19 protein-coding genes are annotated in these 19,131 nt (G+C 54.0%); 10 read left to right on the forward strand and 9 right to left on the reverse strand.

The window, feature by feature from the left end; all coding sequences use genetic code 11:
• Positions 1-47: 47 nt before the first annotated feature.
• The 4 genes from INT84_RS15500 to ghrB all read left to right on the forward strand — a co-directional run bounded on the left by INT84_RS15500 (position 48) and on the right by ghrB (position 4,077).
• A complete protein-coding gene (locus tag INT84_RS15500) occupies positions 48-797 on the forward strand; it encodes a sugar phosphate isomerase/epimerase (protein ID WP_194207509.1) in 750 nt (249 codons plus the stop codon).
• A 2-nt stretch (positions 798-799) separates the two neighbouring features.
• A complete protein-coding gene (locus INT84_RS15505) occupies positions 800-1,738 on the forward strand; it encodes a sugar kinase (protein ID WP_194207510.1) in 939 nt (312 codons plus the stop codon).
• A 62-nt stretch (positions 1,739-1,800) separates the two neighbouring features.
• On the forward strand, positions 1,801-3,081 hold the full coding sequence (locus tag INT84_RS15510; RefSeq protein WP_194207511.1) for an MFS transporter: 1,281 nt from the start codon (positions 1,801-1,803) through the stop codon (positions 3,079-3,081).
• A gap of 21 nt (positions 3,082-3,102) precedes the next feature.
• Positions 3,103-4,077, forward strand: a complete 975-nt coding sequence (ghrB, locus tag INT84_RS15515) for a glyoxylate/hydroxypyruvate reductase GhrB (RefSeq protein WP_194207512.1) — start codon at positions 3,103-3,105, stop codon at positions 4,075-4,077.
• 56 nt (positions 4,078-4,133) lie between these two features.
• Here the strand turns inward: ghrB and INT84_RS15520 are convergent, their stop codons facing one another.
• Positions 4,134-4,844, reverse strand: coding sequence for a DUF3053 domain-containing protein (locus tag INT84_RS15520; protein ID WP_176920091.1), 711 nt, complete (start codon positions 4,842-4,844; stop codon positions 4,134-4,136).
• Between the two features lie 322 nt (positions 4,845-5,166).
• Between INT84_RS15520 and INT84_RS15525 the strand changes: the two genes are divergently transcribed.
• Together INT84_RS15525 and cspA are read left to right on the forward strand one after the other, a co-directional pair.
• Entirely contained in the window at positions 5,167-5,457 is a 291-nt protein-coding gene (locus tag INT84_RS15525) for an HTH-type transcriptional regulator (RefSeq protein ID WP_194207513.1), read from the forward strand.
• Between the two features lie 277 nt (positions 5,458-5,734).
• Positions 5,735-5,947, forward strand: a complete 213-nt coding sequence (gene cspA / locus INT84_RS15530) for an RNA chaperone/antiterminator CspA (RefSeq protein WP_049839272.1) — start codon at positions 5,735-5,737, stop codon at positions 5,945-5,947.
• Between the two features lie 46 nt (positions 5,948-5,993).
• Here cspA and yidD read toward each other — a convergent pair whose 3' ends face one another.
• From yidD to INT84_RS15550, 4 genes are all read right to left on the reverse strand, one after another.
• Complete coding sequence (gene yidD, locus INT84_RS15535; RefSeq protein WP_194207514.1) at positions 5,994-6,416, reverse strand: membrane protein insertion efficiency factor YidD; 423 nt, start codon at positions 6,414-6,416, stop codon at positions 5,994-5,996.
• Positions 6,417-6,483: 67 nt separating this feature from the next.
• Positions 6,484-8,553 (reverse strand): glycine--tRNA ligase subunit beta, encoded by a 2,070-nt coding sequence (glyS, locus tag INT84_RS15540; RefSeq protein WP_194207515.1) that lies wholly within the window; start codon positions 8,551-8,553, stop codon positions 6,484-6,486.
• Positions 8,554-8,562: 9 nt separating this feature from the next.
• Entirely contained in the window at positions 8,563-9,474 is a 912-nt protein-coding gene (gene glyQ / locus INT84_RS15545) for a glycine--tRNA ligase subunit alpha (protein WP_176920087.1), read from the reverse strand.
• 105 nt (positions 9,475-9,579) lie between these two features.
• Complete coding sequence (locus INT84_RS15550; protein ID WP_194207516.1) at positions 9,580-9,879, reverse strand: YsaB family lipoprotein; 300 nt, start codon at positions 9,877-9,879, stop codon at positions 9,580-9,582.
• A 186-nt stretch (positions 9,880-10,065) separates the two neighbouring features.
• Here INT84_RS15550 and INT84_RS15555 point away from each other — a divergent pair, with 186 nt between their 5' ends.
• On the forward strand, positions 10,066-11,061 hold the full coding sequence (locus INT84_RS15555) for an acyltransferase (RefSeq protein ID WP_194207517.1): 996 nt from the start codon (positions 10,066-10,068) through the stop codon (positions 11,059-11,061).
• Between the two features lie 42 nt (positions 11,062-11,103).
• On the opposite strand, the gene yiaA is transcribed toward INT84_RS15555, so the two are convergent.
• From yiaA to xylA, 4 genes are all read right to left on the reverse strand, one after another.
• Positions 11,104-11,538 (reverse strand): inner membrane protein YiaA, encoded by a 435-nt coding sequence (yiaA, locus tag INT84_RS15560; protein WP_194207518.1) that lies wholly within the window; start codon positions 11,536-11,538, stop codon positions 11,104-11,106.
• 40 nt (positions 11,539-11,578) lie between these two features.
• A complete protein-coding gene (locus INT84_RS15565; RefSeq protein ID WP_194207519.1) occupies positions 11,579-11,959 on the reverse strand; it encodes a YiaA/YiaB family inner membrane protein in 381 nt (126 codons plus the stop codon).
• Positions 11,960-12,135: 176 nt separating this feature from the next.
• The gene (gene xylB / locus INT84_RS15570; RefSeq protein ID WP_194207520.1) at positions 12,136-13,590 is read right to left on the reverse strand and encodes a xylulokinase; all 1,455 of its coding nucleotides are present in this window, start codon (positions 13,588-13,590) and stop codon (positions 12,136-12,138) included.
• 52 nt (positions 13,591-13,642) lie between these two features.
• The gene (gene xylA, locus INT84_RS15575; protein WP_194207521.1) at positions 13,643-14,965 is read right to left on the reverse strand and encodes a xylose isomerase; all 1,323 of its coding nucleotides are present in this window, start codon (positions 14,963-14,965) and stop codon (positions 13,643-13,645) included.
• A gap of 373 nt (positions 14,966-15,338) precedes the next feature.
• On the opposite strand from xylA, the gene xylF reads away from it, so the two are divergent.
• The 3 genes from xylF (at position 15,339) to xylH (ending at position 19,109) form a co-directional block, all read left to right on the forward strand.
• Positions 15,339-16,331, forward strand: a complete 993-nt coding sequence (xylF, locus tag INT84_RS15580) for a D-xylose ABC transporter substrate-binding protein (protein WP_176920080.1) — start codon at positions 15,339-15,341, stop codon at positions 16,329-16,331.
• A 77-nt stretch (positions 16,332-16,408) separates the two neighbouring features.
• On the forward strand, positions 16,409-17,950 hold the full coding sequence (locus INT84_RS15585; RefSeq protein ID WP_194207522.1) for a xylose ABC transporter ATP-binding protein: 1,542 nt from the start codon (positions 16,409-16,411) through the stop codon (positions 17,948-17,950).
• On the forward strand, positions 17,928-19,109 hold the full coding sequence (gene xylH / locus INT84_RS15590) for a xylose ABC transporter permease XylH (RefSeq protein ID WP_194207523.1): 1,182 nt from the start codon (positions 17,928-17,930) through the stop codon (positions 19,107-19,109). Before INT84_RS15585 ends, xylH begins: the two co-directional genes overlap by 23 nt.
• Positions 19,110-19,131: the final 22 nt, after the last annotated feature.

Genomic DNA, 19,131 nt, shown 5'->3' on the forward strand with positions numbered 1-19,131 from the left:
CCGGTTCCATCTAGCGTAATAGATATTATGTTGCACTGGAGTTAATCATGAACCGGAAAATCTTTGTCGTCACTGCCGCCTATGGCCATGACCAGGTTCGTCAGGCGGGCGGTCAACGCGCGATGCTGCCCGTCATTGCCGCCGCCGGAGCCGATGGCGTTGAGATCCGCCGTGAACTGTTCAATGAACAGGAGCAGGCCGACCTGGCCGCGCTCGGCGTGGCCATCACGGAACATCAGTTGCTGGCCTGCTATTCAGCCCCCGAGCCGCTGTATCTGGCCGACGGCACGCTTAACCCACGATTACCGGAACTATTGCGCGAAGCGCGTACGCTGAATGCGCTCTGGCTGAAAGTGTCGCTCGGGCATTTCACCGATGTCCAGACGCTGCAAACCCTGCGCGACTGGCTGGCGACGAGCGGCACTCGCCTGCTCGTCGAAAACGATCAGACCGCGTGCGGCCAGCTTCCACCGATGCAGCGTTTTAGCGCCGCCTGCCAGGTGCAGGATCTCCCCGTCATGCTGACTTTTGATATGGGCAACTGGCTGTGGGTGGAGAATTCGCCAGAACAGGCGGCGCGTCATCTGGCCCCGTTTGTCAGCTACATCCACGTTAAAGCCGCAACGCCGCATCAGGACAGCTACCGCGCCATCGCGCCAGACGAAGGCGGTTCACGCTGGCAGGATCTGCTGCGGTCGCTGCCGGTCGATGTGCCGCGCGGTATTGAGTTTCCGCTGGAAGGCAGCAATTTGACGGCGATCACGCGTCGCTATGTCGACCTGTTACGCGAGGAGTAAACATGAATACCCCCCTGGACGTTATTACCATTGGCGAAGCGATGGCGATGTTTGTCGCCACTGAAACCGGCGATCTCAGCGATGTCGAACGCTTTATCAAACGTGTTGCCGGTGCCGAGCTGAATGTGGCGACCGGCCTGGCCCGGCTGGGTCTGAAGGTGAGCTGGGTCAGCCGCGTCGGCAATGACAGTTTCGGCCATTTCGTGCTCAACGGGCTGAAAAAGGAAGGGATTAATACTGACGGCGTGACGCTTGATGACCGCTACGCGACCGGTTTTCAGTTGAAATCCAAAGCCGAAAATGGAACCGATCCCATTGTAGAGTATTTCCGTAAAAACTCCGCTGCCAGCCATCTTTCGCTGGACGATTATCATCCGGGCCATTTTTCTTCCGCCCGCCATTTGCATCTCAGCGGCGTTGCGGCGGCCCTGTCTGCCAGTTCGTATGAGCTGCTCGATCACGCCGCGCGAATGATGAAGGCGCAGGGCAAAACCCTGTCATTCGATCCCAATTTGCGTCCGGTGCTGTGGAACAGCGAGGCGGAGATGGTGGAGAAACTAAATCATCTCGCCTTTCAGGCCGACTGGGTTCTGCCGGGTCTGAAGGAGGGCATGATCCTGACCGGGCATTCCGATCCCGATGCGATCGCGGATTTTTATCTCGATAAAGGCGTGAAGGCGGTGGTGATTAAAACCGGCGCTGACGGTGCCTGGTTCAAATCCGCCGATGGTTATCAGGGCTGCGTCCCGCCCGTCAGGGTTGAGAATGTCGTGGATACCGTAGGTGCAGGCGATGGTTTTGCCGTTGGCGTTATCAGCGCCCTGCTGGAAGGGGAAACGCTGGAGCAGGCGGTAACACGGGGTAATAAAATTGGCGCACTGGCCATTCAGGTTCAGGGCGACAGCGAAGGATTGCCGACAAGAGAACAACTTAATCAGTAGCAATCACGCCTCTGTACCCTACCGTCAGAGGCAGCGACTCTCTCATTATCAGAGGCTGGCCTATGAAAAGCGCAACAAATGCAACAAAACGCTGGTGGTATATCATGCCCATCGTGTTTATTACCTACAGCCTGGCGTACCTCGATCGTGCGAACTTCAGTTTCGCCTCCGCTGCGGGCATTAACGATGATTTAGGCATCACCAAAGGGATCTCCTCCCTGCTGGGCGCGCTGTTTTTCCTCGGCTATTTTTTCTTTCAGATCCCCGGCGCGGTGTATGCCGAGCGCCGTAGCGTCCGCAAACTGATTTTTGTCTGCCTGATCCTCTGGGGTGCCTGCGCGTCATTAACCGGGATGGTCACCAATATTCCGATGCTGGCCGCTATCCGCTTTATTCTCGGCGTCGTGGAAGCGGCGGTAATGCCGGCGATGCTAATTTATATCAGCAACTGGTTTACCAAATCCGAGCGCTCGCGTGCCAATACGTTCCTGATCCTTGGCAACCCGGTGACCGTGCTGTGGATGTCGGTGGTATCCGGCTACCTGATTCAGGCGCTGGGCTGGCGCGAGATGTTTATCATCGAAGGCGTTCCGGCCATTATCTGGGCCTTCTGCTGGTGGGTGCTGGTAAAAGATAAACCGGCGCAGGTGAACTGGCTGGCTGAAGATGAGAAAGCCGCGTTGCAGGTGCAACTGGAGAAAGAGCAGCAGGGCATTAAAGCCGTGCGTAACTACGGTGAGGCGTTCCGTTCGCGCAATGTGATCTTACTCTGTATGCAGTATTTTGCCTGGAGCATCGGCGTGTATGGTTTCGTACTGTGGCTGCCGTCCATTATTCACAGCGCCGGTGCCAACCTGGGTATGGTTGAGGTAGGCTGGCTGTCATCCGTGCCTTATCTGGCGGCCACTATCGCAATGATCGTAGCGTCATGGGCGTCGGATAAACTGCAAAACCGTAAACTGTTTGTCTGGCCGTTATTATTGATTGCTGCTTTCGCCTTTATTGGTTCGTGGGCGGTAGGCGCAAATCACTTCTGGGTATCTTATACGCTGCTGGTAATTGCCGGTGCCGCGATGTATGCCCCGTATGGTCCGTTCTTCGCCATCATCCCCGAGATGCTGCCGCGTAACGTGGCGGGTGGCGCGATGGCGCTGATCAACAGCATGGGCGCGCTCGGCTCCTTCTTCGGCTCGTGGTTTGTCGGTTATCTCAACGGTTCGACTGGCTCACCTTCAGCGTCGTATATATTTATGGGGGTAGCACTTTTTGCCTCAGTGTGGCTTACTTTGATTGTTAAGCCTGCGAATAATCAACAGATTCCGGCAGGCGCACGCCACGCCTGATCCTACAATTACGGAGATCTTATGAAGCCGTCCGTCATTCTCTACAAAGCATTGCCTGACAATCTGTATCAAAAACTGGAAGAGCATTTCACTGTCACTCAGGTGGCTAACCTGAAGCCGGAGACCGTCGAACAGCACGCCGACGTTTTCGCCAACGCGCAAGGACTGCTCGGCTCCAGTGAAACAGTGGACACCGCGCTGCTGGAAAAAATGCCCGGGCTGCGAGCCACCTCTACCATTTCCGTCGGGTATGACAATTTTGACGTCGACGCGCTGAACGAGCGTAAAATTGCGCTGATGCACACGCCGACCGTGCTCACTGAAACCGTGGCCGATACCATGATGGCGCTGGTGCTGAGCAGCGCCCGTCGCGTGGTGGAAGTGGCGGAACGTGTGAAGGCGGGTGAGTGGACCAAAGGCATCGGTCCGGACTGGTTTGGCATTGATGTCCACCACAAAACGCTGGGCATCGTCGGGATGGGCCGCATTGGTCTGGCGCTGGCGCAGCGGGCGCATTTTGGCTTCGGCATGCCCATTCTGTATAATGCCCGCCGTCATCACCCCGAAGCAGAAGAACGCTTCAACGCGCGCTACTGCGATCTGGATACCCTGTTACAAGAAGCGGATTTTGTCTGCCTGGTACTGCCGCTGACCGAGGAAACTCACCATCTGATCGGCGCAGAACAATTTGCGAAGATGAAAAACTCTGCCGTTTTCATCAATGCGGGACGCGGGCCGGTCGTTGACGAGCAGGCACTGATTGAAGCGCTGAAAACCGGCCAGATCCATGCCGCAGGACTGGACGTGTTTGAGCAGGAGCCGCTACCTAAAGATTCTCCCTTGCTGTCGCTGCCGAACGTGGTCGCGTTGCCGCATATTGGTTCCGCCACGCATGAAACGCGCTACAACATGGCGGCCTGCGCGGTGGATAACCTGATCGACGCGCTGAACGGCAAGGTGGATAAAAACTGTGTGAATCCGAAGGTGGTTAGCTAAGGGTAGGCGTTAAAAAACAAACCTCATCCCGCCAGCGCAGGATGAGGTTTTGAAGGTTACTGCGTTGCGCTCACCGCAGCGTTCCACGCCTGAGTGAAGGCCTGGTGCTGAGACGCCAGAGGCCCAATCAGAGAGTTATACTGGCTGGCCTGCTGCGAGGTCGGGAACTGAATACCATTCGCGGCAAAACCAACCTGGGTGCCCTGCTGGGCAACAAAATCACCCACCTGCACCAGCTGCTGAGTAAAGATCTGCGCGGCCGGAATTAACGGCTGTAACGCATCCGCCGGACGCGTTACGATTTTTTCATAAGCCTGGTCAAACACCGGCTTAAGATCGTCGCCCTGTTTCAGCGCCGAGTGCGCGGCATCCGCCTGCATTTTGGCATTTTGCAGTTGCTGACTCAGCACGCCCAGCGAACCATTGGCCTGACGTAGCGGCTCGCGCTGCGTCATATAGTCTTGCGGCACACGAATCGCGTTTACGCTATCAACGACCGGGCGCAGACCTTCATCCATCGCCTGATTCACCTGCTGTGAATAGCCATAGAGGATCGCGTAGTCAGTCACCAAAGGCCCAAACTGTTTTTTCTGATCGGTGGTCAATGCTGGCAGATGTTCACCGCTCCGCATCACCGTATTTTGCAGGAAATCGATGAACGCCTTGCGCTGATCGCCCTCTTTATCAAAACACCCACTCAGGCTAACTACCATTAATAACGCCATCACAGACGCGAACCAGCGAGAGCAGGACTTTCCTGTCGCCATTTTTATACTCCTTTCACCCTAAAAAAGTGCACACCGACACCAGCGTGTCTGACGCTGACAAGGATAGTCCAGGACGGCTTTACAGGATACCTTTTCATGCAGCCTAAGCTGAAAAATCGCTATCTGATGACAATATACGTCTATACCAGCAGATTGAGTGATCTTTCAGCAGGTTGCCCGCCCTCCGGGGCCGATTGCTGAGGCGACCTGGAAAAATAACCAGCAAATAGTCATCCACGTGAGTATCTATTGTCTATTTCCCGACTATTCTTAAAAAGCTCGACATTATTCACGATCACGCTGTGTGTACGGGGGGTACTCAATGGAATTTAAAGATCCTATGATCGAATTGATGAACAATCTGGAACTTATTGTTTTTAAAGATGTACCGCAGAAAATTACCCTACCCCAGAAGCCGAAGGCGACCGCTGAGATAGAACAATTACGCAAAGGTACAGGGCTTAAACTGGCTGATTTCGCCAGAGCAGTGGGCGTAACGGTCTCAAAGGTGCAGGAATGGGAGTCTAAACGGGTAAAACCGTCGGCTACTGAACTCAAGCTAATGCGTCTGATTCAGGCTAACCCTAAGTTAAGTAAAGAGTTAATGGAATAATTCTTCAGTTTTAACGGTCCTGATGCAGGACCGTTTCCGGTGCAGCATCTCAGAAATTGCATTCAGTTAAAAATAAAGTTTGCTTTTGGCCGCCGTAAATGCGTTAATGCACTCGACGGTTTGATATACAGACCATAAAGCAGTTTAGTTAAGCAGTGTCCTTCAAGAGTACTCCATTTGATACCCTTCGTTGAGAGCTTTTCCTTTAACGCTTCAAAATCTGTAATGCACGCCATATTGCCGAAAGGCACTCATATATCTTTTAAAGGTAATCGCTATGTCCGGTAAAATGACTGGTATCGTAAAATGGTTCAACGCTGATAAAGGCTTTGGTTTCATCACTCCTGACGATGGCTCAAAAGACGTGTTCGTACACTTCTCTGCTATCCAGAACCAGGGTTACAAATCTCTGGACGAAGGTCAGAAAGTGTCCTTCACCATCGAAAGCGGCGCTAAAGGCCCGGCAGCTGGCAACGTAACCAGCCTGTAAGCTTAAACAGCTCAGAATTCGAATCCTCGCCTCGGCGGGGATTTTTTTATCTTTTTTTACGCCTAAGCAAAACGCCAGACCATGAGCAATCGCAGGGACAGCTGACATCGGGGAAGGGAATTTCAGGGCAGGACACATCCGGGCACTCTGACGGTACGCAATCACCGGGCGTTGTCCCAATATCGCAGCACCATTCAGCCCGTTCGCGGCGTTTATTCTTACGTTCGCTTTCATCTTCATCATCTGATAAGCGCCTCGCACGTAGCGTTTGTGCCGCCTCATGGCAATCAGCAAATCGCTGGCGGATATCAGACCAGCCCGCAATAATGCCCTTCTGCTGGATGATGTGTTTTACCGCGCCGGAACAGCCGTGGGTGTTGTGCAGGACGCCATAAGCGCAGCGATAGCCTTTACGGGGAGAGATGACGCGTTGGTAGAAGGCAATGAGCTTTAATATAAATTCATCCATAAATTTATGTCTTTATCTTCGGGATAACGAAATGTAAAAAACCCGCATTTCTGCGGGTCTTTTATTCTTACTGCAGTAGCGAAATATCCGCAACCTGCAGGAACAGTTCGCGCAGCTTCGACAGCAGTGTCAGACGGTTAATACGAATGTCCTTATCTTCGGCATTTACCATCACGTTCTCAAAGAACTCATCCACCGGCTCACGCAGAGACGCCAGTTCGATCAGCGCTTCCTGATAACGGCCTGCCGCAAAGTACGGTTGCAGTTTATCGCGCAGCACGACTAAGTTGCCTGCCAGTTTGATTTCTGCCGCCTCTTTCAGCACGGATGCGTGAACAATCTCATTCAGCGGCTCAGTCGCCTTCGCCAGAATGTTAGAAACACGCTTGTTCGCTGCCGCCAGCGCCGCAGCTTCATCCAGCGTGCGGAAGTGCGATACTGCCTTCATGCGGGCATCGAAATCCGCCGGACGGGTCGGACGGCGCGCCAGTACCGCCTGAATAGTGTCGACGGTATAGCCTTCGTCCTGATACCAGGCGCGGAAGCGACCGAGCATGAAATCGATGACTTCATCAACGGCTTTCGCGTTAGTCAGCTTGTCGCCGTACAGACGCACCGCTTCTTCAGTCAGCGTTTGCAGATCCAGATTCAGGTTCTTCTCAACGATAATACGCAGCACGCCCAGCGCGGCACGACGCAGCGCAAACGGGTCTTTGTCACCTTTCGGATGCTGACCGATACCGAAGATCCCCGCCAGGGTATCCATCTTATCGGCAATCGCCACAGAACACGCTACCAGGTTAGATGGCAGCTCATCACCCGCGAAACGCGGCTGATACTGTTCGTTCAGAGCAACGGCCACGTCTTCCGCTTCGCCGTCATGACGCGCGTAGTGCATCCCCATCACGCCCTGGGTGTCGGTGAACTCGAAGACCATGTTGGTCATCAGGTCGCACTTGGAGAGCAGGCCCGCGCGGGTAGCATGGTTAACGTCGGCACCAATCTGTTCGGCGATCCAGCCCGCCAGCGCCTGAATACGATCGGTCTTGTCGCGCAGCGTGCCGAGCTGTTGCTGGAACAGCACGGTTTGCAGACGCGGAAGGTGATCTTCCAGACGTTTTTTGCGGTCGGTATTGAAGAAGAACTCGGCATCCGCCAGACGCGGACGCACCACTTTCTCGTTACCGGAGATAATCTGAATCGGATCTTTCGACTCGATGTTAGCGACGAAGATAAAGTTCGGCAGCAGTTTGCCGTCATCGGCGTAAACCGGGAAATACTTCTGATCGCCCTTCATAGTGTACACCAGCGCTTCCGCCGGCACCGCAAGGAATTTCTCTTCGAATTTCGCCGTCAGTACCACTGGCCATTCCACCAGTGAGGCCACTTCTTCCAGCAGACTTTCGCTCAGATCCGCATTTCCGCCAATCTGACGTGCCGCTGCTTCAGCATCGGCTTTGATTTTGGCTTTACGCAGTTCGTAATCAGCAATTACTTTACCGCGTTCCAGCAGGATTTGCGGATACTGGTCGGCATTGTCGATGGTGAATTCTGGCTCGCCCATAAAGCGGTGGCCGCGAATCACGCGATCGGACTGAATGCCGAGAATGGTTGCCGGGATCACTTTGTCGCCCAGCAGCAGCGTCACGGTGTGAACCGGACGCACAAAGTGAACGTCAGACGCGCCCCAGCGCATCAGTTTCGGGATCGGCAGCTTCGCCAGCGAGGTGGCGATCATGTTCGGCAGCAGCGTCTCTGCGCTTTCGCCTTTGACGTGTGCGCGATACAGCAGCCACTCGCCTTTGTCGGTGGTCAGACGCTCGGCCTGGTCCACGGTGATCCCGCAGCCACGCGCCCAGCCTTCTGCCGCTTTGCTCGGCTTGCCTTCTGCATCAAACGCCTGGGCAATCGCCGGACCGCGTTTTTCAACTTCGCGATCGGCCTGAGACTCAGCAAGATTCGCAACTTTCAGCGCCAGGCGGCGCGGGGCAGCAAACCATTCAACGTTGCCGTGCGCGAGGCCAGCGTTATCCAGCTCTGCGGTAACATTCGCAGCAAAAGATTCCGCCAGGCTGCGCAGGGCTTTTGGTGGCAGCTCTTCAGTGCCGATTTCCACCAGAAAAGTTTTTTCAGACATGGCCGCCTCTTATTTATTCTTGTTGCACATCGGGAAGCCGAGGGCTTCGCGGGAAGCATAGTAAGCTTCTGCCACTGCTTTGGTCAGGGTGCGAATACGCAGAATATAGCGCTGACGCTCAGTGACAGAGATGGCTTTACGCGCATCCAGCAGGTTGAAGCTATGGGCGGCCTTCAGAATACGCTCGTAAGCCGGCAGCGGCAGCGGGTTTTCCAGCGCCAGCAGCTGCTGAGCTTCTTTCTCGTACTGCTCGAAGCAGGTGAACAGGAAGTCCACATCGGCGTATTCGAAGTTATAAGTGGATTGCTCGACTTCGTTCTGATGGAAGACGTCGCCGTAGGTCGTTACCCCCAGCGGGCCGTCGCTCCACACCAGGTCGTACACGCTGTCCACGCCCTGAATGTACATCGCCAGCCGTTCCAGACCGTAGGTGATTTCCCCGGTTACCGGCTTACATTCCAGACCACCGACCTGCTGGAAGTAGGTAAACTGCGTGACTTCCATACCGTTCAGCCACACTTCCCAGCCGAGACCCCAGGCACCCAGCGTCGGGTTTTCCCAGTTGTCTTCGACGAAGCGAATGTCGTGAATAGTCGGGTCCATGCCCAGCTCTTTTAACGATCCGAGGTACAGCTCCTGAATATTGTCCGGAGAGGGCTTAATCACCACCTGGAACTGATAATAGTGCTGTAAACGGTTCGGGTTTTCGCCATAGCGACCGTCGGTTGGACGACGAGAAGGCTGAACATAAGCGGTTGCCATGGGCTCTGGCCCCAGCGCGCGCAGGCTGGTCATCGGGTGAGAGGTTCCCGCGCCGACTTCCATGTCCAGTGGTTGAACGATGGTGCAGCCCTGGCGAGCCCAGTAATCCTGTAAGGTCAGGATCAGGCCCTGGAAGGTCCTGGTATCAAACTTTTGCATAGTATTTCGTGCTGGATACGTGTGGATTTAAAGGAAGCGACCAGTATACCCGCTGACTGCAAGATATACAGTACGAAAGCGGGTAGAATGGGGAAAATTGGCCTGTTAGCGCATAGAAAGGTGTAAAAACTGGCCATCTGCATCAAATGAGCAGATAAAACCCTCTTTTCGCGCAGTATAGCCGCGCATCTCATAACTTCCCTGAAATTGCTCAAAGCCAATAACGTTTATTTTTTGCGCGCCTGTATTGTAACGCCACGCCGCCTGCCCCTTACATAAGGTTTCCATATCCAGCGAGCGTGCAGGCCCCACTTTCGCCTTCTGCGCTTTTTGTACCGCCTCTGGCGCACTCTGGCAGCCCACCAGCAGCATTAACATGACAGGCATCAGCTTTTTTAAGGTCATTTCCCCGCACCTCGTTAATTACCTGTTATTTTTAATGGTGATAATTGTATAAGGTATTTCTACCTGCGCATTTTGATAATGACAAATTTGTTGTACAAGCTGCCGTCCGGAAATTCAGAATTTTCTAATCAGGATCTCAAGCAAAATAGGAATAAAGCCCCGATAAAAGAGGAAAGCAGGAGACTGATGTCGTCAAAAATACACTGGATAGAGAATTTGCGAGGGATTGCGTGCCTGATGGTGGTGATGATCCATACTACCACCTGGTACATTACCAACCCGACCGCCATTGGCCATATAGACTGGAATATTGCGAACGTCCTTAATTCCGCCTCGCGGGTGAGCGTGCCGCTGTTTTTTATGATTTCGGGCTATCTCTTTTTTGGCGAGCGTAGCGCTCAGCCGCGTCACTTCCTGCGCATCGCCCTCTGTCTATTGTTTTATAGTGCCGTTGCTCTGCTCTATATCTGGGGTTTTACGTCCATAAATGGCGAACTCTCACTGCGCTATTTGCTGCAAAAACCCGTTTTTTATCATCTGTGGTTTTTCTTCGCCATCATCGTGATCTACCTGGTGTCGCCGTTAATCCAGGTAAAAAACGTCAGCGGTAAAGTGCTGCTGGCGCTGATCGTCGTGACTGGCGTCGTTGCGAACCCCAATACCGTCTCGCAAAAGATCGGCGGCTTTGAATGGCTGCCGGTGAATCTCTATATTAATGGCGACACGTTTTATTATGTCCTGTACGGCATGCTGGGGCGTGCTATCGGCATGATGGACACCCATAAGAAGTCGCTTACCCTGGTCTGCGCGGCACTGTTCGTCACGGCGGTTTATGTGATTTCACGCGGCACATTGCACGAGCTGAAATGGCGCGGCAGCTTTGCCGATACGTGGTACCTCTACTGTGGTCCGATGGTCTTTCTCTGCGCGGTGTCACTGCTAACGCTGGTGAAAAATACGCTCAACGCCCGCACCCTGCCCGGCCTGAGTATTATTTCGCGTCATTCTCTGGGGATTTATGGTTTTCATGCGCTCATTATCCATGCGTTACGCACCCACGGCGTGGAGCTGACGCGCTGGCCACTGCTGGATATTCTTTGGATCTTTAGCGCAACGGTGGCGGGTAGTCTGCTGTTATCCATGCTGCTTCAGCATCTGGATACACGCAGGCTGGTGAGTTAGCCAGGCAAGCGAGATGCCGGGGTTTTCCCCGGCACAGAAACGCTACTCTCCACTCTCTTGTAACGGTTCGACAGAAACGTCTGCACTACGATCCCAGCTGTCACGGACGTTTTTCTGTACCGCCACAATGCCAAACAGGCTTAAGAAAAAAGCGAGGGCGTAGAAACCTTTTTCGCTCATCAGTAAGGTTGCATTCCACAGCCCGACCACCAGCAGGGCCACGGCGATAATAAACGTTGCCAGACACGCGATGTAATACAGTGGCGTTGTCGGAATATCTTCCAGACGGTCACGAACGGTCTTTTGATATGACATCGCGGAAAAGAGCCCCAGCGCCAGCACGGCAAAATAGTAGCCTTTTTCATTGAGTTGCATTTCTGCGTTCCACAGTCCCAGCAGATAAGCCACAATCCCGGCGATCAGAGCGATCCATGACACCAGGTTAAACGCCGGTGAGACAACCGTTTTTCTTTCCATTGTGAAAATCCTTCCTTTTTAGTCTTACTGAAATTTGATTTCACCGCTGCTTAGGATCTGTGATGTGCTGCGCCTTTGAACAAACGGTCATCGCAATCAAGCTGATAACCCAGGCGATGAAGTAGAGGATTCTCTGACATAGCGTGATGGGCTCATTCCACAGACCAACGGCAAGTAGCCCCATCGAAACCAGTAGCATCAGTTGACACCACGTCTTCATCTTTGTACTGAAGCACTGATGACGTCTTAGGTGCACGTAAACCACAACGGAAAACAGGCCCAACGCTAACAATGCGATGTAATAACCCTTTTCACTTAATGTTGGGCAAATAGGCCATAATCCCGTTGCATATACCAGAATCCCTACTGGCAGAGCGATTTTTGCTGCGCGAGTATATAACACTCCACTTGTATTACCCATCTGTAGTCCCTTTTCCCACTCCGAGGAAAAAACATTATGGAGCAGAGCGGCGCTCAGATACTCACTGGAGAGAGAATGAATCAGCAATTCAGAATAAATTCATATCGCTAACTAATAATATAAGCTCATACATTCATGATAAGAATCCCTCGCTTGCAGACAAGGAGGGATGGGTATCAGGACATCAGCGGCAGCAGTTGCTGGTAGATCTGTCGGAAGGTTTCACGTCGTTCGGCATAGCGGGCGTGACGAGCGGCATCGGGTACATGCGTTTGTTCAAGCGGCAGTTGTGGCAGAAGTTCGGACAGCGAACGATCCGCATTCATCGCCAGCTGAGCCAGTCGGGCTGCGCCCAGCGCGGGACCAACGTCGCCACCGGTGCGATAATCCATCTGGTGACCGGAAATATCGGCCAGCATCTGCCGCCACCAGGCGCTACGCGCACCGCCGCCAATCAGGGTGATGCTCTCAGGTGCCACACCACACGCATGAACCGCATCAATACCGTCAGCCAGCGCATAACCGACCCCTTCCAGCACCGACTGAGCCAGTTCAGCCGGACCATGCTGATGAGTCAGACCAAAAAAGACCCCTTTTGCCTGCGGATTATTGTGCGGCGTCCGTTCGCCGGAGAGATAAGGCAGGAACCAGACAGCACCCGCATTTTCATCCGCCTCCTGCGCCGCGGCGATCAGCGCGGGCACTGAATTCAGGCCGGTAAGTTTCGCCGCCCAGTCGAGGCAGGATGCCGCACTAAGCATCACGGACATCAGATGCCAGCGTCCTGGTAGCGCATGGCAAAAACTGTGCACCGCACTTTCAGGTTTACTCAGAAATCCGTTACTGACAGCAAAATAAACACCGGAGGTGCCCAACGAGAGCATCGCCTGGCCGACATCCGCCATGCCGACGCCAACGGCCCCCGCAGCATTGTCGCCACCGCCTGCGACCACGGGGACAGCAGGCATATTCCACGCATCGGCGACGTCTGGCAGCAAGGTACCGGTAATTTCACTCCCCTCGAAGAGGGCGGGCATTTGCGCACGGGTAAGCATGCAGGCGGCAAGCATTTCATCGCTCCAGTAGCGCTTTGCCACATCCATCCACATCGTACCCGCGGCATCTGACATATCGCTGGCAAACCCGCCCGTCATGCGCAGGCGCAGATAATCTTTGGGTAGTAGTACCTTGTCGATCTGCCGAAAAACGTCGGGTTCATGGCGCTGCACCCACAGGAGTTTGGGTGCGGTAAACCCCGGCATCATCAGGTTGCCGGTGATCACGCGGGACTCAGGCACCTGCGCTTCCAGCATGGCGCACTCCTCACCACAGCGGCCGTCATTCCACAGGATTGCCGGGCGCAGCACACGCTGCTGATTATCAAGCAGCGTCGCGCCGTGCATTTGCCCGGCGATACCCATTGCCTTTACCGCACGCAGAGAATGCTGCGCGCCTAATGCTTTTATGGCGCGATCCGTCGCCAGCCACCAGTGCTCAGGATCCTGTTCCGACCATAAAGGATGCGGGCGCGAAACCGTCAGTTTCTCTGTCTGCGACGCCACCACGTTTCCCTGCTCATCCAGCAGGATGGCCTTTACGCCGGAGGTTCCCAGATCTATCCCGATATACATAGTGACCGCTCCTTATCTGCTAATAATGGCCCGGCACGCCGGGCCAAACGGCTTATTTGTTGAAAATATAGCCGTTAACCACATTCTCCAGCAGTTCCTGATGACCGCTTTGATGCTGCGGGGCCAGGTTATGCTGCTCAGCGTATTTCGCTATGTCGGCAAGGCTTAGCTGACCTTTCAGGATCTGCTGGCCCAGTTCGCCGTTCCAGCCGCTATAGCGTTTCGCCACACGCTTATCCAGCTCACCATCCTCAACCATTTGCGCGGCGATTTTCAGCGCCATTGCCATGGTATCCATCGCACCGATGTGACCGTAGAAAAGGTCATATTTATCCGTGCTTTGACGACGCACTTTGGCGTCAAAGTTCAGGCCGCCCGTCGTTAAGCCACCCGCTTTGAGGATTTCATACATCACCAGCGCATTCTCTTCCACGCTGTTCGGGAACTGGTCGGTATCCCAGCCAAGCTGAGGATCGCCACGGTTAGCATCGACGGAACCAAAGATCCCCAGCGCAATAGCTGACGCAATTTCATGATGGAAAGAGTGGCCCGCCAGCGTTGCGTGGTTCGCCTCGATGTTCACTTTGATCTCTTTTTCCAGCCCGAACTGCCTGAGGAAGCCGTAGACGGTGGCCACGTCATAATCATACTGGTGCTTCGTCGGCTCCTGCGGTTTCGGTTCGATCAACAATGTGCCCTGGAAACCGATTTTGTGTTTATGCTCCACGACCATCTGCATAAAGCGGCCGATTTGCTCGCGTTCCTGACGGAGATCGGTATTCAGTAGGGTTTCATACCCTTCACGGCCGCCCCACAGGACGTAGTTTTCACCACCCAGCTTATGCGTGGCATTCATTGCCGTCACCACCTGAGTGGCCGCCCAACTGAAGATCTCCGGATCCGGATTGGTCGCCGCGCCAGCACCGTAACGTGGGTTGGTAAAGCAGTTCGCCGTCCCCCACAGTAACTTCACGCCGCTTTGCTGTTGTTTCTCGCCCAGGTAATCCACCATTTCGGCGAAATTGCTCAGATACTCTTTCAGCGAGCCACCTTCCGGCGAAACATCCACATCGTGAAAGCAGTAGTACGGCACATTGAGCTTGTGAAAAAATTCAAACGCCACGTCAGCTTTACGTTTTGCCAGTTCCAGCGCCTCGCCTGGCTTCTGCCATGGACGATCGAAGGACCCCACACCGAACATATCCGCGCCGTTCCAGCAGAAAGTATGCCAGTAGCAGGCGGCGAAACGCAGATGGTCTTCCATGCGTTTGCCCAGCACCCGTTCATCCGGGTTGTAGTGACGGAAGGCCAGAGGATTTTTTGAAGTTGGTCCTTCGTAACGAACGCGATCCAGTTGGTCAAAATAAGCTTGCATAATGAACTCCATATTCAGAGACGCGGCAGATAGTCAATTCAGCCGTAATACTGGAGCGTCATCTCGTCTTGCTCAATTACGTTATTTCACACTGCTATTAAGAGAATGCACAAACGTGCGCTGGCTCGCAAAAATGCACCTTTTCTTTTTTACGAGCCGCTTTCCCGTAAACCTTGCAAACGATCGCGACTCATCAATAAAAGTCCGATCCCGGTCATAAATTGGAAAATAAACGAAATATCGTAACGCAAAGATAAAAATCTGTAATTGCCACTTTCTGTATACCTGTTAAAAATTTGCAGCGTGTTAAGCAATAAATTTTTCTTTTATCGTTGATATCACCACCTCAACCCTACAGAAAGGCATCACGATTATGAAAATAAAGAACATTTGTCTCACACTCTGCGCTTCACTGCTGCTGGCTAGCGGCGCTATCCATGCTAAAGAGATTAAAATCGGTATGGCCATTGACGATCTGCGCCTGGAGCGCTGGCAGAAAGATCGCGATATTTTTGTCAAAAAAGCAGAGTCGTTAGGCGCAAAAGTATTTGTCCAGTCAGCGAATGGCAACGAAGAAACACAGATGTCACAGATAGAAAATATGATCAACCGTGGTGTCGACGTGCTGGTCATTATTCCTTACAACGGCCAGGTGCTGAGCAACGTTGTAAAAGAAGCAAAGCAGGAAGGTATTAAAGTTCTGGCCTATGACCGCATGATTAACAATGCGGACATCGATTTTTATATCTCTTTTGATAACGAAAAAGTCGGCGAAATGCAGGCGCAAAGCCTGGTAAATAAAACGCCACAGGGGAATTACTTCCTGATGGGCGGTTCGCCGGTCGATAATAATGCAAAACTGTTCCGCGCGGGCCAGATGAAAGTATTAAAGCCCTATATTGATCAGGGAAAAATAAAGGTGGTGGGCGATCAGTGGGTCGATGGCTGGCTGCCGGAAAATGCCCTCAAGATTATGGAAAACGCGCTAACGGCGAATAACAACAAAATCGATGCGGTTGTGGCCTCTAACGACGCGACCGCCGGAGGGGCAATTCAGGCGCTGGATGCGCAGGGGCTGGCAGGTAAAGTCTCTATCTCTGGTCAGGACGCCGACCTTGCCGGGATTAAGCGCATTATCGCAGGCACACAGACGATGACCGTCTACAAACCGATTACCCTGCTGGCGAACACCGCAGCAGAAATCGCCGTCGAACTGGGGAACGGCCAGCAGCCAAAAGCGGACTCCACCCTGAATAACGGTTTGAAAGATGTCCCGGCACGCCTGCTGACCCCTATTGAAGTGAATAAGAGCAATATTGATGACACCGTCATTAAAGATGGTTTCCACAAAAAAACCGATCTGTAACGCCTGATGCCCTCTTCGGGGGGCACTGGTTCTCGTTTTGCCAGACTCTGTTATTTCATTGGCTACGCGGAGCAGTTATGCCTTATTTACTGGAGATGAAAAACATTACCAAAGCCTTTGGCGCTGTGAAGGCCGTGGATAATGTTAGCCTGAGATTAAACTCAGGCGAAGTCGTGTCGCTGTGCGGTGAAAATGGCTCCGGGAAATCCACATTAATGAAAGTGTTATGTGGCATTTACCCCTACGGCAGCTTTGACGGTGACATTATTTTTGCCGGGGAACCCTTACAGGCCAGCCATATTCGCGACACGGAGCGCCGGGGGATTGCCATCATTCATCAGGAACTGGCGCTGGTGAAAGATCTGACCGTGCTGGAGAATATTTTCCTCGGCGCAGAAATTACCCGCCACGGGGTCATGGATTATGACAGCATGACCCTGCGCTGCGAAAAGCTTCTCGCCCAGGTCAGCCTGGCGATATCACCGGATACCCGCGTGGGCGATTTAGGTCTTGGTCAGCAGCAACTTGTCGAAATTGCCAAGGCGCTGAATAAACAGGTGCGGCTGCTTATTCTGGACGAACCGACGGCCTCGCTGACGGAGCAGGAGACGGCGATACTGCTGGATATTATTCGCGATCTGCAACAGCACGATATCGCCTGCATTTATATTTCCCACAAGCTCAACGAAGTGAAGGCCATTTCAGACACCATCTGTGTGATCCGCGACGGCCAGCACATTGGCACCCGCGATGCGGCAGGCATGAGCGAGGATGACATCATCACCATGATGGTGGGCCGCGAGTTAACGGCGCTCTACCCTAACGAACCCCATACCACTGGCGATGAAATCCTGCGCGTCGAGCATCTGACCGCCTGGCATCCGGTTAACCGCCATATCAAGCGGGTTAACGATATCTCCTTCTCTCTGAAGCGCGGCGAAATCCTCGGTATCGCCGGGCTGGTCGGCGCAGGGCGCACGGAAGCCGTACAGTGCCTGTTTGGCGTCTGGCGCGGGCGCTGGGAAGGCCAGGTTTTCATCGACGGCCAGCCGGTACACATCCGTAATTGCCAGCAGGCGATGGCGCACGGTATCGCCATGGTGCCCGAAGACCGCAAAAAAGACGGCATCGTGCCGGTAATGGCAGTGGGCAAAAACATTACCCTCGCCGCGCTGGATCAGTTTACCGGTCCCGCAAGCGCGCTTAACGACGCGGCGGAACAGCACTGCATTTTACAATCCATCCAGCGGCTGAAAGTCAAAACCTCTTCGCCGGAACTGGCGATTGGTCGTCTGAGCGGCGGCAACCAGCAAAAGGCGATTCTGGCCCGCTGTCTGCTGCTGAATCCGCGCATTCTTATTCTGGACGAGCCGACGCGCGGCATTGATATCGGCGCAAAATACGAGATCTACAAGCTCATTAATCAGCTTGTGCAGCAGGGCATCGCGGTCATCGTTATTTCGTCGGAACTGCCGGAAGTGCTGGGCCTGAGCGATCGGGTACTGGTGATGCATGAAGGGAAGCTGAAAGCCGATTTAGTGAATCATAACCTGACGCAGGAGCAGGTGATGGAAGCCGCATTGAGGAGTGAACGTCATGTCGAAAAGCAATCCGTCTGAAATGAAACTCGCTGTCCCGACGCCCGGTCCCTTTTCGGGCCTGAAATCCCTGAACCTGCAAGTCTTCGTGATGATCGCCGCCATCGTGGCCATCATGTTATTTTTCACCTGGACTACCGATGGCGCTTACCTGAGCGCGCGTAATATCTCTAACCTGCTGCGCCAGACGGCCATCACCGGCATCCTGGCGGTCGGGATGGTCTTTGTCATCATCTCTGCTGAAATTGACCTTTCGGTTGGTTCGATGATGGGGCTACTCGGCGGCGCAGCGGCCATTTTTGACGTCTGGCTCGGCTGGCCGCTACCGCTGACCATTGTCGTCACGCTGGCGCTCGGTCTGCTGTTGGGTGCCTGGAACGGCTGGTGGGTCGCTTACCGTAAGGTCCCGTCGTTTATTGTTACCCTCGCCGGGATGCTGGCGTTTCGCGGCATCCTGATTGGCATCACCAACGGCACCACCGTATCGCCGACCAGCGCCTCCATGTCGCAAATCGGCCAGAGCTACCTGCCCGGCGGTGTCGGCTTTACCATTGGCCTGCTGGGGCTGATGGCATTCGTTGCCTGGCAGTGGCGCGGGCGGATGCGTCGTCAGTCGCTGGGGTTGAGTACCTCCGCCTCCAGCGGTGTTGTCGGTAAACAGGCGATCACTGCGGTAATTATTCTTGGCGCGATCTGGCTGCTGAATGATTATCGCGGCGTACCAACGCCAGTGCTGTTGTTGGCGTTTTTGCTGCTGGCGGGCATGTTTATGGCAACGCGCACCGCCTTTGGTCGTCGTATTTACGCCATCGGCGGCAACCTGGAAGCCGCACGCCTTTCCGGTATTAACGTTGAGCGCACCAGGCTCGCCGTGTTTGCCATCAACGGACTGATGGTGGCGGTTGCCGGGCTGATCCTCAGCTCTCGTTTAGGCGCTGGTTCTCCCTCCGCCGGGAACATTGCCGAACTGGATGCAATCGCCGCCTGCGTGATCGGCGGCACCAGCCTGGCGGGCGGTATTGGTAGCGTAGCGGGCGCGGTTATGGGTGCATTTATCATGGCATCGCTGGATAACGGAATGAGTATGATGGACGTGCCGACGTTCTGGCAGTATATCGTTAAGGGGGCGATTCTGCTGCTGGCAGTCTGGATGGACTCTGCCACAAAACGCCGCGCTTGATCTGCCATAAAAGTACCACAGT

Source organism: Superficieibacter sp. 1612_C1 (assembly GCF_015234305.1).
Taxonomy (GTDB): domain Bacteria; phylum Pseudomonadota; class Gammaproteobacteria; order Enterobacterales; family Enterobacteriaceae; genus Superficieibacter.